Below are 14,974 nucleotides of genomic sequence, written 5' to 3' on the forward strand. Positions count from 1 at the left end.
GGGACAGCGTGGGGTCCATTCTACGAGACGCGCGCGACATGCCGCGCCACGACCCTGCTCAGGCCGGACGCGATTGCGCCGTCAGTGCATGCCCCGCGCCGCGAGCGCCGCCACGCTCAATGCCCCGCGTGCAGATCCGGATTGAGCGTGCCCCAGGCGGCAGTGCGCACGATGGCCTCCACCACGCCGGTCTGGGAGTTGCGCCGGAACAGCAGGCCGTGCTGGCCCGACAGCGACACGGCCTTCACCACCATGCCTTCCGGCATGAGCACGCGGGTGCCGGCGGTGATGTAGGTGCCGGCCTCGACCACGCAGTCGTCGCCGAGCGCGATGCCGACGCCGGAGTTCGCACCCAGCAGGCAGCGTTTGCCGATCGAGACGATCTGCTTGCCGCCGCCCGACATGGTGCCCATGATCGAGGCGCCGCCGCCGATGTCGCTGCCGTCATCGACCACCACGCCCGCGCTGATGCGGCCTTCGACCATCGAGGCGCCCAGCGTGCCGGCATTGAAGTTGCAGAAGCCTTCGTGCAGCACGGTGGTGCCGGGCGAGAGATAGGCGCCCAGCCGCACGCGGCCCGCGTCGGCGATGCGCACGCCCGGCGGGACCACGTAATCGGTGAGGCGCGGGATCTTGTCGATGCCGTAGATGTCGAGCATCTGGCGCGCGCCGCGCAGATGCCAGCGCAGCGCGTCGACCTGTTCCACCTTGCAGGGGCCGGCCGAAGTCCAGGCCGCGTTGTTCAGCACCGCGAAGAGCCCGTCGAGGTTGAGCTCATGCGGACGCAACAGACGGTGGCTCAGCAGATGCAGACGCAGGTACACATCATGCGGGTCGCGCGGCGGCTCCGCGCAATTCGCGATGTGGGTGCGGACGGCCACCACGTCGACATCGCGGCGCGCGTCCGGGCCCAGCGCGGCCAGGGCCGCCTCGCCGAGTTCGGCGCGCGCCTCGTTGTCGTGCAGGCGGGTGGTGGCGGACAGGCCCGCCGCCTCGTCGAGCAGGCGCGGAGCGGGATACCAGGTGTCGAGCACCGTGCCGTCGCGGGCGATCGTGGCGATGCCGCAGGCGACGGCGCCGACGGCGCGCGGTTCGGGGCGGGGATGGGCGGGGGCGCTCATGGCGGGCTCCGGCAAGAAAAAAGGGCATGGCCTGCGCCATGCCCCGGGTGGCGTTTACGCCAGGTCGCGCAACAGCAGGTGCCAGAAGCGCGCGCGCATTTCCAGCGTCGACACGAGGATGTATTCGTTGAGCGTGTGGGCGCCGTCGCCGTCCGCACCCAGGCCGTCCAGCGTGGGCACGCCGAGCGCCGACGTGAAGTTGGCGTCGCTGCCGCCGCCCGTCATGGGTGCGTCTTCGAGCGGGAAGCCGGCTTCGGCCGCGTAGCCCTGAACCAGCGCCAGCAACGCGGCCGACTCGGGCGTCTTTTCCATGGGCGGGCGGTTCAGTTCGACATCGATGTCGAGTTCCACGTCCGGGCCCACGGCGCACAGCTCGCGCATGCGGCGCAGCACGTCCTGCGCGGCGCCCATGTCGGGCACGCGGAAGTCGACCACGCAGCGGCACAGCGCCGGCACGGTGTTGGTGGTGGTGCCACCGGCGATCGTGCCCACGCTGACCGTGACGCCGCGGTCGTAGTCGGTCATGGCTTCCAGCGCCAGCACCTGATGCGCCATTTCGCGAATCGCGCTGCGGCCCTTCTCGTGCTGCATGCCGGCGTGCGCCGGGCGGCCCTTCACGCCCAGGCGCAGCATGCCGGTGCCCTTGCGGGCGGTCACGCACTTGCCGCCGTTGGGGCGCGCGGGCTCGCACACCAGCCCGTACTTGGCCTGCTTGGCGTAGTGCTCGATGTACTCGCGCGACGCATGGCTGCCGGTTTCTTCGTCGGGCACCATCAGGAAATCGATCGGCAGGCGGGTGCCGTCCTTGCCGGCCAGGCCCGTCATGCCGGCGAGCGCGAGCACGATGCCCGACTTCATGTCGTAGGTGCCCGGGCCGTACAGGCGGTCGCCGTCGATGCGCACCGGATTGTCGTTGAGCGTGCCCACCGGATGCACGGTGTCCAGGTGACCCAGGATCAGGATGCCGGGACGCGTGTCGCCCGGCTCGCGGGTCGTGGCGATCACCATCGGGCCGGCCTGTTCACCGAGCGGCTTGACCTCCACCCGCATGCCCACGGCACGCGCCTTCTCGGCGGCCAGGTGGGCCATGGCGGCGACGCGTTCGGGCATGTGCGAAGGCGATTCGCACTGGACCCAGGTGATGATGTCGGAGACGAGCTGATCGGTGTTCGGAAGCGAGGACATGGTGTGCGATGCTCAGGGTAAGTAAAGGGATGCGTGAATCAGGCGACCTTCTGGCCGGCCAGCTGGGCCAGCGTGGCGGCGTCGGGCAAAGACCCGTCGAACCACAGGCTGGCGGCCACGGCCGACATGGCGCGGCCATCGTGGCCGATACCGGGCACGGTCACGAGCTGCCAGTTGAACGGCACGCCGCGGCGCTCGGCTTCGCGCTTGCCGGCCTCGAAGTAGTTCTGGGCGCGGGCGTAGCGGTGCGGACCCTGGCGCAGGGCTTCCGGTTCGCTCGGCAGGTGCGGGTCGGTGGTGTCGATGTCCTGGTCGCCCGCCAGAATGGTCATGGGATAGGCCAGCAGGCGCTCCACATGGGCGTCGGTCAGGCCGACCTTGCCCATGCCTTCGGGATAGGGCAGGTCGAGCGTGGGCAGCGTGTACCAGCCGGGGTTGCCGGCGGTCACGGCGGCGAAGGGCTCGTGCGACTGGCTGCTCATCAGACGGTGCACGAATTGCCCGCCGGCCGAATGGCCGAACAGATACACGGGCTTGGCCAGCGACACTTCAGAGGCACGCAGATCGTTCAGCACGCGTCCCACCAGGGCATAGGTCCAGCCGTCGATGTGGCGCGGGTTGCCCGAGGGCGTGAAGACGCGGCCGTTGTTGTAGCTTTCGACGCCGGGCCAGATCTCGTCGGAGAAGGTCAGGGCGATGATCAGCAGACGGTGCTTGTCGGCGGCGGGAATCCAGAAATCGCGGTATTCGTCGCCGTTGCGCAGCACGCCGTGCTGCACGATCACCACCGGATCCTCGGGCTGGTAGCCGTAGGGCATGTAGGTGTTGAGCGTGAACGGACGATCGGCGTTGCGGTCTTCGTCGATGTACGGAAAGCTGTTGCGACCCGCATGGCCCAGTTCGATGGCGATGCGTTCGGCGTTGGTGAGTTCGACAGGCTTCATGATCAGGCGGGGGCGTCGTTGAGGTGACAGGCCGAAATATGGCCAGAAGCAATGGTCTTGAGTTCGGGTACTTCTTCGCGGCAGCGCGGCATCGCATGCGGGCAGCGCGGATGGAAGGTGCAGCCCGAGGGCGGGTTCAGCGGCGACGGGATCTCGCCCTTGATCGGCGTGAACTGCCGGCCGCGTCGCTCCACATCGGGCACTTCGGCCATCAGGGCCTGGGTGTACGGATGATTGGGCCGCGCGAAGATCTCGGTGGCGCTGGCCTGTTCGACGATGCGGCCTAGATACATGATGGCCACGCGATCCGAGATGTGGCGCACCACGCCCAGATCGTGGCTGATGAACAGATAGGTGAAGCCGTGCTGCTCGCGCAGGTCCATGAACAGGTTGATGACCTGCGCCTGGATCGACACGTCGAGCGCGGCGACGGGCTCGTCGCACACCAGGAACTTCGGCGCGACCATCAGCGCGCGGGCGATGCCGATGCGCTGGCGCTGGCCGCCCGAGATCTGATGCGGGAAGCGATCGCGGTATTCGCGGTCCAGGCCCACTTCGGCAAGCGCGCGATCGACGCGCGCCCCGATCTCGGCCTTGGGCGCGAGCTTGTGCACCTTGAGCGACTCGCCCAGGATCTGACGCAGGCGCTGCCGCGGATTGAGCGAGGCCTGCGGATCCTGGAAGATCATCTGCACGCCCAGCGTGTAGGCGAGCTTGTCGGCGCCGCGCAGGCTGTCGACCGGGCGGCCCTGGTACAGCAGCTCGCCCTCGGTCTGGTGATGCAGGCCGGCCACGACGCGGCCCAGCGTCGATTTGCCGCAGCCGGATTCACCGACCAGGCCCACGACTTCGCCGCGCGCGAGCGAGAGCGACACGCCGTTGACCGCGTGCACGGTGCGCTTGTCGATCGGCTTGCCGGCCAGCGCCAGAATGCGCTGCGCCACGTCGGGACGATTCTCGAAGCGCTTGTGGACGTTGCGCAGTTCGATGACGGGAGTTTCAGCTTGGGTCATGCGGATACGGTCTCGCTGGCGATGGGCACGTAGCAGCGATAGCTGCGCGCGCCTTCGGTGGTGACGGCCGGCGCCTTCTCGGTACAGCGCGGGATCACATTGGGGCAGCGCGGCCGGAACGCACAGCCCGAGGGGCGCGCGGACAGGCTGGGCGCCATGCCGTTGATCTGATGCAGGCGCTCACCTGGCAGGGAGCGGGCGGGCATCGAATCGAGCAGGCCGCGCGTGTAGGGATGGCGCGGGCTGGTGAGGATCTGTTCGACCGGGCCCACTTCGACGATGCGCCCGGCATACATCACGGCCACGCGGTCGGCGAGCTCGGCCACCACGCCCAGATCATGGGTGATCCAGATCAGTGCGGTGTTGTGCTCGCGACAGATGTTCTGCATGCGATACAGAATCTGCCCCTGGATCGTCACGTCGAGCGCGGTGGTGGGCTCGTCGCAGATGATGAGGTCGGGGCGGTTGAGCATCGCGATCGCGATGGCCACGCGCTGGCGCATGCCGCCCGAAAACTCATGCGGAAAACTGTGCAGGCGCTTTTCGGGCGAGGGGATGCCGACCATCTCCAGCGCCTCGCGGCAGCGCTCGAGTGCGTCCGCCTTCGAGACCTTGGCATGGGTCTGGATCGCCTCGATCATCTGCTCGCTGATCCGCAGCACGGGGTTCAGCGTCATCAGCGGATCCTGGAAGATCATCGAGATGCGATCGCCGCGCAGCTGGCGCATGCGCTCTTCGCTCGCGCCGCGCAGGTCTTCGCCCTTGAAACGGATCTCGCCTTCGACCACTTCGCCCGGCGGGTCGATCAGGCCCAGCAACGAAAAGCCGGTGACCGACTTGCCCGAGCCGGATTCGCCGACCAGGCCCACGATCTCGCCGCGGCGCACGGTCAGGTCCACGCCATCGACGGCCGGCCAGGCGCCGGCTTCGGTATGAAATGCGGTGCGCAGGCCGCGCACGTCCAGAAGAATGTCGCTCATGCTCGTCGCGGATCCAGGGCTTCGCGCAGGCGGTCGCCCACGATGTTGATGGTGAGGATGAGGAGCAGCAGCGCCAGACCCGGGAACATGCTGATCCAGTAATCGCCCGAGAGCAGGTACTGGAAGCCGTTGGCGATCAACAGGCCGAGCGACGGCTCGGTGATGGGCACGCCCACGCCCAGGAACGACAGCGTGGCTTCGAGCGCGATGGCGGTGGCGATCTGGATGGTGGCGAACACCATGACCGGGCCCATGCAGTTGGGCAGCAGATGCACCAGCATCACGCGCCAGGCCGGGTAACCGAGGTTGGCGGCGGCCTCCACGTATTCCTTGCGGCGTTCCTGCAGCGCGCGGCCGCGCATGATGCGCGCGTAATGCGCCCATTGCACGACCACCAGCGCCAGAATCACCTTGTCGACGCCGCGGCCCATCATGGCCAGCAGCACCAGCGCCACCAGGATGGTCGGGAAGCCGAGGATGAAGTCGACCAGACGCATCAGGATGGCATCGACCACGCCGCCGACGTAGGCGGCCAGCAGGCCCACCAGGCTGCCGATGGCGGTGGCGAGCACCACGGCCGACAGACCCACCATGAGGCTGATGCGCAGGCCATACAGAATCGCGCTCAGCATGTCGCGGCCCTGGTCGTCGGTGCCGAGCCAGTAGAAGCCGCCATCCATCATGGGCGAGCGGGGCGGCAGGCGGCCGTCGAGCAGGTTGAGGTTGGCGAGGTCGTACGGATTCTGCGGCGCGAAGTACGGCGCCACCATCACGAAGACGATGAGAACCAGCAGGGCCAGCACCGAGCCGCGCACCGTCGGGCGCGCGTGCAGCTTCTTGAGGATCTGGGCGCGCCGCGGCGTCTGCTCCAGCGGCGGCATGGTCCGGGTGCGACCGGGATTGGAATTGGACATGTCGATGGCCTTAATGAGCGGGGGCGACGAGTTGCACGCGCGGATCGAGCGCCGCGTACAGGATGTCGACGATCAGGTTGATCACCACGAAGATCAGCGTGACCAGCATCACGTAGGCCACCACCACCGGGCGGTCGAGCTGGTAGACGCTGTCGATGAGCAGCTTGCCCATGCCGGGCCAGGCGAACACGGTTTCGGTGATGGTCGAGTAGGCGATGAGCGTGCCGAACTCCATGCCGATCACGGTGACGACGGGGATCAGGATGTTGCGCAGGATGTGGCGGCGCACGATGCGGCCCGGCTTGATGCCCTTGGCCCGCGCGAACTTCACGTAGTCCTGCGACTGCGCCTCGGCCACGCCGGTGGCCGTCATGCGCAGCACCAGCGCGATGTTGGCGAGCGCCAGGTTCACCGCGGGCATCATCACATGCGACCAGCCGTCGAGCGTGAAGATCGACAGCGGCACGCCCAGCACGGTCACGGTGTCGCCGCGGCCCGACGAGGGCAGCCAGCCGAGCCACACCGAGAACATCAGGATGAGCATCATGCCCTGCCAGAAGTTCGGCAGCGAGAAGCCCAGGATCGAGGTGCCCATGATGCCGCGCCCGAGCGGACGGTCGCGGTGCAGGCCGGCCACCAGACCCAGCGGGATGCCGATCACACAGGTGAGCGTGATCGCCACCACCACCAGCTCGAACGTCGCGGGGATGCGTTGCACGATCAGCTGGATCGCGGGGATACCGTGGACGAACGACGTGCCCAGGTCGCCATGCAGCGCGCGCCACAGGAAGCCGGTGTACTGCTGCCACACCGGCAGGTCCAGGCCGAGGCGCGCGATCATGGCCTGGCGCGCTTCTTCGCTGGCTTCGGGGCTGACGAGCAGCTCGATCGGATCGCCCACGGCATACACCGCGAGAAAGACCACCAGCGATACCGCCAGCAGCACGAACAGGCTTTGAATCAGCCTGCGCAAGATAAACAAGGCCACGTTATGGATTCCTAGGTGGTCTCAAAAAGGCGCCGGCTCGCGAGCCGGACACCACGAATGCAGTGCGTGCGCATGACGGGCTCAGGCGATTTCCTGGGCCAGGCGCACCACGGTCACGCCGGGGCGCAGATTGGTGAGCGACGGCATGATCAGCACGCAGCGGTCATAGGGAGTGACGACCGGCTCGCCCTCGGACCAGCCGATCACGGTGCCGGCCTGCTCCAGGCATTCCAGACCCTTCCAGGGCTGGGCGAAGCGGAAGTCGGGGCTGCGCGCCGCGATGGCGTGCGTCACGCGCAGCGCCTGCTGGCGCGGGGCGGCGCGTTGCAGCCAGCCGGCCGGGATATCGGCGGCATCGACGCAACCCGAGGCGGGCAGGAAGCGCGCGAGTTGATCCAGCGCCACGCCGTGCGCGGCCGGGTCGCCATGAAAACCGCATTCGATCAGCAGCGACCGCGTTTGCGGATCGCCGTCGACCGCGAAGCGGCCATGGTCGCGCAGCCGCACGCCCGCGGCGTGGCCGGCATCCGCCACGATGTACGCGGGGTTGCCCAGGGCCAGGGCGAGCTCGATGTTGCGCGGCGCCAGACCGGTGAGCTGCAGCGGCACGTCGGCATTGCTCATCGAATGAAAGTCGAGCAGCCAGTCGGCCTGGGCCACCCAGGGCGCGAGCGCGCGGGCGCGCTGCACATCGGGGCTGGCGGAGTCGTCCGCCAGGCGGGCCTCGCTCCACACGCGGTTCATGTCTTCTTCGACGAAGCGCGAGCCCGCGTATTTTTCCGGGTCGAAACGATCGAAGGCGGCGAGATTACAGAAAGCCAGGGTGAGCTTGCCGCGGCGCGGACGCAGTCCGGCGGCGAGCAGGTCTTTCAGGGCCCAGGCGCCGCACAGTTCGTTGCCGTGCACCAGGGCGGTGAGCAGGACGTGGCGGCCGGGCACGCCCGAATCGAAGTGCCACACGCCTTCGGTCCCGGTGTTGCCGGCGCGTTCGAGACGCAAATCCGGACAGGGAAGCAGGAAGGGGCGAGGCGTGGGGGACTGAGCGGCAGACATGAAAACTCCGGCAAGGCCCGGCGATTGTATCGGGGATACAGAATCGACGTTCCAAAAGGCAAGGGCGCCGCCTCGGCGGCGGCGCCCTTCGCGCGGGTAGCGCGAGGCCACCCGGTGATGCTGATTACTTCTTGTCGGCCGGCTTGACCGACATGGCCAGCGTGTACTGATCGCGGCGGCCTTCGTACACCAGACCCTTCTTGAAGGCCCAGATAGTGCTCTCGAAGTGCAGCGGGATCAGCGGCACGTTGTCCAGCGCGATCTGCGTGGCCTGCTGCAGCAGCTTCTCACGCTTCGCGGGATCCACGGTCACGATGGCCTGCTGGTACACCTTGTCGAAGTCGGCGTTGCTGAAGCCGCCGTAGTTGCTGGTGCCCAGGCCCTTGGGCGAGTCGAGCGAGGCGACCCACAGCTGGAACAGACCCGAGGCTTCGCCCACTTCCGACGGCCAGCCACCCATGGAGAAGCTGAACTCGCGCTTGGCGCGCTTGGGGAAGTAGATCGAGGCCGTCATGGCGTCGACGTTGGCCTTGATGCCCACGCGCGACAGGTACTGTGCCACGGCCTGCGCCACCTGGCCGTCGTTGATGTAACGGTCGTTGGTGGTGGAGATCGTCAGCTCGAAGCCGTTGGGGTAGCCGGCTTCGGCCAGGAGCTTCTTCGCGCCTTCCGGATCGAACTTGAGCTCGGGGGCGTTGGGCAGGCCGCCGAACATGCCGTCAGGCATATATTGGTTGGCCTGGGTGGCGACGCCGTCCATGATGCGGGCCACGATGGTCTTGCGATCGATGGCCATCGAGATGGCCTTGCGCACGCGCAGATCCTGCAGCGGATTCTTGCCGTCGGCCGCCTTCACGAAGGGGCTCGGCACGCGCGCCACGTCGGGCTGGAAGAAAACCAGACGGGTGGAGGGCGTAGCGACATAGGCGAACTGGGCGTTGCCCTTGATACGGGGCAGGTCGCGCGCGGCCGGGTTTTCGACCACGTCGAAGTCACCCGAGAGCAGGCCGGTCAGGCGCGGGCCGGCGTTGGGCACGGGCACGAAGCGCACGTCCTTCCAGGCCGGCTTTTCGCCCCAGTAGTTGTCGTTGCGGGTCAGCTCGATGCCGGTGCCCTTGACGTACGACTTCAGCAGGTACGGGCCGGTGCCGATGGCGTCCTTGCCGTTGTTGAAGTCGGCCACGGTGGGCCACTTGCCGGTCACGCCGCAGCCCTGTTTCGGGTCGAAGTGCAGTTTGCCGTGTTCGACGATGCCGTTCCAGATGATGGGCAGGCTGCGGGCGAACTCGGCCGGCAGCAGCGGCAGCGGCTCGGCCGTCTTGATGATCACGGTGTGGGCATCCGGCGTTTGCACGTCGACGATGCGCTTGGTCGTGTCCATGTACGACTGCGAGATGTTGGTCTCGTTGTTCAGCGTGCGGCAGATCGTGAACAGCACGTCTTCGGACGTGAACGGCTTGCCGTTCGAGAACTTCACGTCGTCGCGCAGCTTGAATTCCCAGGTCAGGTCGTCCAGCGTCTTCCACGACGTGGCCAGCGAGGGCTTGAGCTTCATGTCGGGATCGCGGGCCACCAGCGAATCGTAGACGTGCGCCGCGAAGGCGTCGTTCTGCGTCATCTTGTGATAGTGGGGATCGGCCGAGGTCGGCTCGGACGAGAGGGCGATCTTGATCGACTGAGCCAGCGCCGGGCCGGCGGGCACGGTGGCGATGCCGACGCCCGCGGCCAGCAGGGCCAGGGTGGTGCGCAACTTCATGGGGACACTCCGGGTATACGAGCCCGGGATTATCAATACCCCGTTTACGCATTGTCAACGGAGGACACGTCACTCATACATTTCCCTGTGACCGCTCTCATAGGAGAGAATCGGGGCCATATCAGGGGAATCCCCGAGAGCCGGAAGCGAAATCGGTGACACAAGGGGAGGGCGGCATGGGGCCGCGGGGAGGGAGGGGCGTCGCACCCGGCGTGAGCCGGGCGCGTCGCAGGCGGCGCCGAAAAGAGAGGAGAGGGCGGCGCCGCTACCAGCCGGGTGAGGTGTGTTGCGGCAGACCTGGCTGCGGCTGGGTACCACCCCCGAGGCGTCGCGCGAACGTGCGGCGCGGGCGGCCTCGGGGTCTTGCTTCTACTGCGACGGCGGCGCATTGCGCGCGGCCTCTACGACAGACGACGTCTTGCTGCTCAACAACCGCGGGTACTGCTACGTCAACTTGCTCGGACTGCAGACTACAACTGCGGGAACTGCGGACTACAACTGCGGTGCTGCCACTTCAACTGCTGGGACTGCCAACTACAACTGCGGTGCTGCCACTTCAACTGCGGGACTGCCAACTACAACTGCGGTGCTGCCACTCCAACTGCTGGGACTGCCAACTACAACTGCGGTACTGCCACTTCAACTGCGGGAACTGCCAACTACAACTGCGGTGCTGCCACTTCAACTGCGGGAACTGCCAACTGCAACTGCTGAGCCGCCACTCAAACGGCTCGGGCACTGCCACTCAACGTCTTTCACGCGCCGCCGGAGAGGTGCGACGCGTGAGGCGGCCCGCGGATGCTGCTTGCGGTGGCCGCCGTACTGCTCCCGCCGGGGCGGGTACTGCCTGGAAATCAGATCCAGCGAATTACCACTGCGAACCGCTGTAGTGGGCGCTTTGGGCGCGAGCACGATTCATCGAATCGTTGACTTCGGCCACGAAGTCGGAGAACTGGGCGATAACGCGCGAAATCTTGCTGCCGGCGGTCTTCAGAGCGGCAACAGGGTGGGCATTGGGCTGCGATTCCATGGCGCCGCGAAGCAGGTCGCGCTCGAGGGAATCGGTCAGGCGGGCATTTTGGTTCAGGCTAAGGTCGGTCATGGTGTGCTCCAGTGATGTGTCGTCTCGGTAGAAACCATTATAGGGATTACCCTAGGACCATAGCAACAAGATTCTAGGGTTTTCCCTAGGAATGTTGTAAATACCCATTTCTCCCTATGAGCGGGGGCGAAAAAAAGCCCGGATGACCGGGCTTTGGGGGGCTTCAGCGGCCGTTTCTGATGGCTCGCGCGGCGTCGGCGAGTTCGCCGGCCGTCAGGCCGATCGGCCCGATGCCTGCCGCGGCCAGCGCGTCGGCCGCCGCCCCGTGCAGCCAGACCGCCGCAGGGACCGCGATCTCCGGCGGCATGCGCTGGGCCAGCAGCGCGCCCAGCATCCCGGCCAGCACATCGCCGGTGCCGGCCGTGGCCAGGCCCGGGTTGCCGGTGGGGTTGATCCGGCACGTGGTGCCGCCGGGGGCGCAGATCAGGGTGCCGGCACCCTTGAGCACGATCCAGGCCGGGTAACGGGCGGCGAGGGCGATGGCGGCGGCGGGCCGGTCGGCCTGCACCTCGTGCGTCTCGCAGCCCAGCAGGCGTGCCGCCTCGGCGGGATGCGGCGTCAGCACCACCGGCCCCGCGCCCCAGTCCGGCGCCAGCCCGCCATGGGCCAGCCCTCGATGGGCCAGCCCTCCATGGGCCAGCCCACGATGGGCCAGCCCCCCATGGGCCAGCAAATTCAACGCATCGGCGTCCAGGACGAGCGGGGCGTCGCCGCGCTGGGCGAACAGGCGCGCGAGGATCTGTTCGGCGGCGGGGCTCTGGCCGATGCCGCAGCCGGCCGTCCAGGCGGAGATCGGCACGGCCCCCGTCAGCAGATCCTCGGCCGTGCGCAGCATCAGCTCGGGCTGCAGCGGATCGCAGGGCCAGGGCAGCGCTTCGTCGAGCAGACCGATCAAGACCTTGCCCGCGCCCAGGCGCAAGGCGGCGCGTCCCGCCAGCAACGCTGCCCCGGCCATGCCGGGCGCGCCGCCGACGATGGCGAGCGTGCCATACGTGCCCTTGTGGCCCGCCGGATCGCGCGCCGCGAACAGTTCGGGGAAATTGGCGCGGCCTAGCGGCCGGGGCGGTTCGGGGGGCGTGGACGTCGGTGTCTGCGGCATGGGCGGTAAGCGGGGCGGGTCGGGTGCTATCCACTATAGTGCCCAAAAAACACCGCGGCCCGCCGGCCGCTTCATCGTGCGGGACGACTGCCGTCCCGCTGGAGAGACGCGATGTCAGAGAATCACCCCGCTTCGTCCGCCGCCGAGGGCGACCTCAGCCCCGAGGGCGACCTCAGCCATTACGCCCGCTATCAGGCGCTCAAGTTCCGCCGTCACCCGCACGGGGTGCTCGAGCTCATCATGGGCGCCAAGGATGCGTCGGGCAAGCTGTCCACGGCCGATCACCGCATGCATCGCGAGCTGGCCGATGTCTGGCGCGATATCGACACCGACGCGCAGACGCGCGCCGTGGTCATCCGGGGCGAGGGCAAGGGCTTCTCGGGCGGGGGCGACCTCGGCCTGGTGCAGGAGATGGCCGACGACTTCGACGTGCGGGCACGGGTGTGGCGCGAGGCGCGCGACCTGGTCTACAACGTGATCAACTGCGGCAAGCCGGTGGTCTCGGCCATGCACGGCGCGGCCGTGGGCGCCGGCCTCGTGGCGGGTCTGCTCGCCGACATCTCGATCGCCACGCCCGACGCGCGCATCATCGATGGCCATACCCGCCTGGGCGTCGCCGCCGGCGATCATGCCGCCATCGTGTGGCCGCTGCTGTGCGGCATGGCCAAGGCCAAGTACTACCTGCTTTTGTGCGAGACGGTCAGCGGCGCCGAGGCCGAGCGCATCGGCCTGGTCTCGCTGTGCGTCGAAGAAGAGCAGCTGCTGCCGCGCGCGTTCGAGATCGCGACCCGTCTTGCGACCGGGTCGCAGACGGCGATCCGCTGGACCAAATACGCGTTGAACAATTGGCTGCGTCAGGCGGGCCCCACGTTCGACACCTCGCTCGCCCTCGAATTCATGGGCTTTGCCGGTCCGGACGTGCGCGAGGGCGTGAAGTCGCTGCGGGAGAAGCGTCCGCCCGCCTTCGATACCGACGCGCCTTTTTGAGCGATCAGCCTTTGCGCGCCGCGAAGAAGCGCGCGAAGGCGGCCTGCGCCTCGTCGCTGCGCAGGCGGGCGCGAAACTGCTTCGCCTCTTCGTCGAGCGTGGCGTGCAGCTGGGGGCGCAGCGCGCGCTTGAGCAGCGCCTTCGACACACGCAGCGCCTCGTGCGGCTGCGCGGCCAGCGACTGCGCGGTTTCGCGGGCGCGAGCCAGCGCGCCGCCCGCCGGCACCACGGCGTTGGCCAGCCCGTGTTCGTGCGCCGCCTGCGCGCCGAACTTCTCGCCCAGCAGCAGCCACTCGGTGGCCTGGCGCACGCCCGCGATCTGCGGCAGCAGCAGGCTGGAGCCGCCTTCGGGGCACAGGCCCAGCGCGGCGAACGGCAGCCGCAACACGGCGCCTTCGGCCACATAGACGAAATCGCAGTGCTGCAGCAGCGTGACTCCCACGCCGACCGCGTTGCCCTCGACCGCCGCGATGACCGGCGTGTCGAGGTCGATCAGCGCGCGCAGGAATCGCAGCGCCGGGCTGTCGCCCTCGGGTCGGTCTGCCTGGAAGTCGCGCAGATCGTTGCCTGCCGTGAAGTGACCTCCCGCGCCGGTCAGGATCACGGCCGCGACGCCGGGGTCGGCCGCCGCATCCGTCAGCCCCTGCGTGAGGGCATCGTAAGCGGCGCGATCGAGCGCATTGCGGGCCTCGGGCCGGTTGATGGTGAGGGTCAGGATGGCGCCGTCGCGCGCCTGCAGGACCGGCGCGCTCATGCGAACGTGCGCGCGGCGAGGGTCGCGCGGGCGGCGTCGAATTCGCGGCGCAGGTTCGCCACGATATCGGCCGCGGGCTCGACGCTGCCGATGCCGCCCACGCCCTGGCCGGCGCCCCAGATGTCCTTCCAGGGTTTGGCGCGGCCGCTGCCGAAATTCGATGCGCCGGGCTCGGGCTGCGGCAGATTGGCCGGATCGAGGCCGGCATTGACGATGCTGGCCTTCAGGTAGTTGCCCGGAATGCCCGTGAAAAACGGGGTGTAGAGAATGTCGGAGGCGCTGGCCTGCACGATGGCGCTCTTGTAGTCGTCGGAGGCATTGGCTTCGGCGCTCGCGATGAAGCGCGTGCCCATGTAGGCGAAGTCGGCGCCCAGCGCGAGCGCGCCCAGCACGTCCGCGCCCGAGGTGATGGCGCCGGAGAGGATCAGCGGGCCGTCGTAGAAGCGCCGCACTTCGGACACCAGCGCAAAGGGGCTGAGCGTGCCCGCGTGCCCACCGGCGCCCGCGCACACGAGGATGAGCCCGTCGACGCCCGCTTCGAGCGCCTTCTCGGCGTGGCGCAGCGTGGTCACGTCGTGGAAGACCTTGCCGCCCCAGGCGTGGATGCCCGCGACCAGATCACCCGGCGCGCGCAGGCTGGTGATGATGAACGGCACCTTGTGGCGTGCGCATTCGGCCAGGTCGTGCTCGAGCCGGTCGTTGGACTGGTGGATGATCTGGTTGACCGCATACGGCGCCACCGTGGCGCCGGGATGGGCGGCGCGGTGCCCGGCCAGGCCTTCTTCGACTTCGGCCAGCCAATCGGCCAGCAGCGTCTGGGGGCGGGCGTTGAGCGCCGGGAACGAGCCCATGATGCCGCTCGTGCTCTGCGCGATCACGAGTTTGGGATTGGACACGATGAACATCGGTGACGCGATCACCGGCAGGCTCATGCGGCCATAGAGGTCGCTGACCAGGGCGTGAGGAACAGTCTCGGCGCGGGCATTCATGACGTTGCGGTACCTGTGCGTGATTGAGGGCTGCGGGGACATGCGCGGTCGCGGCGCGCGCGAGGCGCGCCTGCGTTCATCCAGAAAGC

General features: G+C 68.2%; 14 protein-coding genes. 1 reads left to right on the forward strand and 13 read right to left on the reverse strand.

All coding sequences use genetic code 11. The features are described 5' to 3' along the window. Positions 1–116 precede the first annotated feature (116 nt). The 11 genes from dapD to CAL25_RS02900 form a co-directional block, all read right to left on the reverse strand. Complete coding sequence (gene dapD / locus CAL25_RS02850) at positions 117–1,121, reverse strand: 2,3,4,5-tetrahydropyridine-2,6-dicarboxylate N-succinyltransferase (protein WP_094798409.1); 1,005 nt, start codon at positions 1,119–1,121, stop codon at positions 117–119. A gap of 54 nt (positions 1,122–1,175) precedes the next feature. Continuing rightward, complete coding sequence (locus tag CAL25_RS02855; RefSeq protein WP_094798410.1) at positions 1,176–2,306, reverse strand: M20 family metallopeptidase; 1,131 nt, start codon at positions 2,304–2,306, stop codon at positions 1,176–1,178. Between the two features lie 38 nt (positions 2,307–2,344). Further along, the gene (locus CAL25_RS02860) at positions 2,345–3,250 is read right to left on the reverse strand and encodes an alpha/beta hydrolase (RefSeq protein WP_094798411.1); all 906 of its coding nucleotides are present in this window, start codon (positions 3,248–3,250) and stop codon (positions 2,345–2,347) included. 2 nt (positions 3,251–3,252) lie between these two features. Further along, positions 3,253–4,263 carry an ABC transporter ATP-binding protein gene (locus CAL25_RS02865; protein WP_094798412.1) on the reverse strand — a complete coding sequence of 337 codons (1,011 nt, stop codon included), beginning with the start codon at positions 4,261–4,263 and terminating at the stop codon, positions 3,253–3,255. Next, positions 4,260–5,243: an ABC transporter ATP-binding protein gene (locus tag CAL25_RS02870; RefSeq protein WP_094798413.1), complete on the reverse strand. Its 984-nt coding sequence runs from the start codon at positions 5,241–5,243 to the stop codon at positions 4,260–4,262. The genes CAL25_RS02865 and CAL25_RS02870 overlap by 4 nt, the downstream gene beginning before the upstream one ends. After that, positions 5,240–6,157: an ABC transporter permease gene (locus CAL25_RS02875; RefSeq protein ID WP_094798414.1), complete on the reverse strand. Its 918-nt coding sequence runs from the start codon at positions 6,155–6,157 to the stop codon at positions 5,240–5,242. Before CAL25_RS02875 ends, CAL25_RS02870 begins: the two co-directional genes overlap by 4 nt. Positions 6,158–6,167: 10 nt before the next feature. Next, the gene (locus CAL25_RS02880; RefSeq protein WP_094798415.1) at positions 6,168–7,145 is read right to left on the reverse strand and encodes an ABC transporter permease; all 978 of its coding nucleotides are present in this window, start codon (positions 7,143–7,145) and stop codon (positions 6,168–6,170) included. Positions 7,146–7,226: 81 nt separating this feature from the next. Next, complete coding sequence (locus CAL25_RS02885) at positions 7,227–8,198, reverse strand: succinylglutamate desuccinylase/aspartoacylase domain-containing protein (RefSeq protein WP_094798416.1); 972 nt, start codon at positions 8,196–8,198, stop codon at positions 7,227–7,229. A 124-nt stretch (positions 8,199–8,322) separates the two neighbouring features. Continuing rightward, positions 8,323–9,954, reverse strand: a complete 1,632-nt coding sequence (locus tag CAL25_RS02890) for an ABC transporter substrate-binding protein (protein ID WP_094798417.1) — start codon at positions 9,952–9,954, stop codon at positions 8,323–8,325. Between the two features lie 868 nt (positions 9,955–10,822). Further along, positions 10,823–11,056 (reverse strand): hypothetical protein, encoded by a 234-nt coding sequence (locus tag CAL25_RS02895; RefSeq protein ID WP_094798418.1) that lies wholly within the window; start codon positions 11,054–11,056, stop codon positions 10,823–10,825. 163 nt (positions 11,057–11,219) lie between these two features. Next, positions 11,220–12,155: an NAD(P)H-hydrate dehydratase gene (locus CAL25_RS02900; RefSeq protein WP_094798419.1), complete on the reverse strand. Its 936-nt coding sequence runs from the start codon at positions 12,153–12,155 to the stop codon at positions 11,220–11,222. A gap of 111 nt (positions 12,156–12,266) precedes the next feature. On the opposite strand from CAL25_RS02900, the gene CAL25_RS02905 reads away from it, so the two are divergent. Continuing rightward, complete coding sequence (locus CAL25_RS02905) at positions 12,267–13,142, forward strand: enoyl-CoA hydratase/isomerase family protein (RefSeq protein ID WP_094798420.1); 876 nt, start codon at positions 12,267–12,269, stop codon at positions 13,140–13,142. A 4-nt stretch (positions 13,143–13,146) separates the two neighbouring features. On the opposite strand, the gene CAL25_RS02910 is transcribed toward CAL25_RS02905, so the two are convergent. Together CAL25_RS02910 and CAL25_RS02915 are read right to left on the reverse strand one after the other, a co-directional pair. Next, a complete protein-coding gene (locus CAL25_RS02910) occupies positions 13,147–13,896 on the reverse strand; it encodes an enoyl-CoA hydratase-related protein (protein WP_094798421.1) in 750 nt (249 codons plus the stop codon). Further along, a complete protein-coding gene (locus tag CAL25_RS02915; protein WP_094798422.1) occupies positions 13,893–14,885 on the reverse strand; it encodes an NAD(P)H-dependent flavin oxidoreductase in 993 nt (330 codons plus the stop codon). The genes CAL25_RS02910 and CAL25_RS02915 overlap by 4 nt, the downstream gene beginning before the upstream one ends. Positions 14,886–14,974 lie beyond the last annotated feature (89 nt).

Source organism: Bordetella genomosp. 5, from assembly GCF_002261315.1.
In the GTDB taxonomy this organism is placed as follows: domain Bacteria; phylum Pseudomonadota; class Gammaproteobacteria; order Burkholderiales; family Burkholderiaceae_B; genus Bordetella.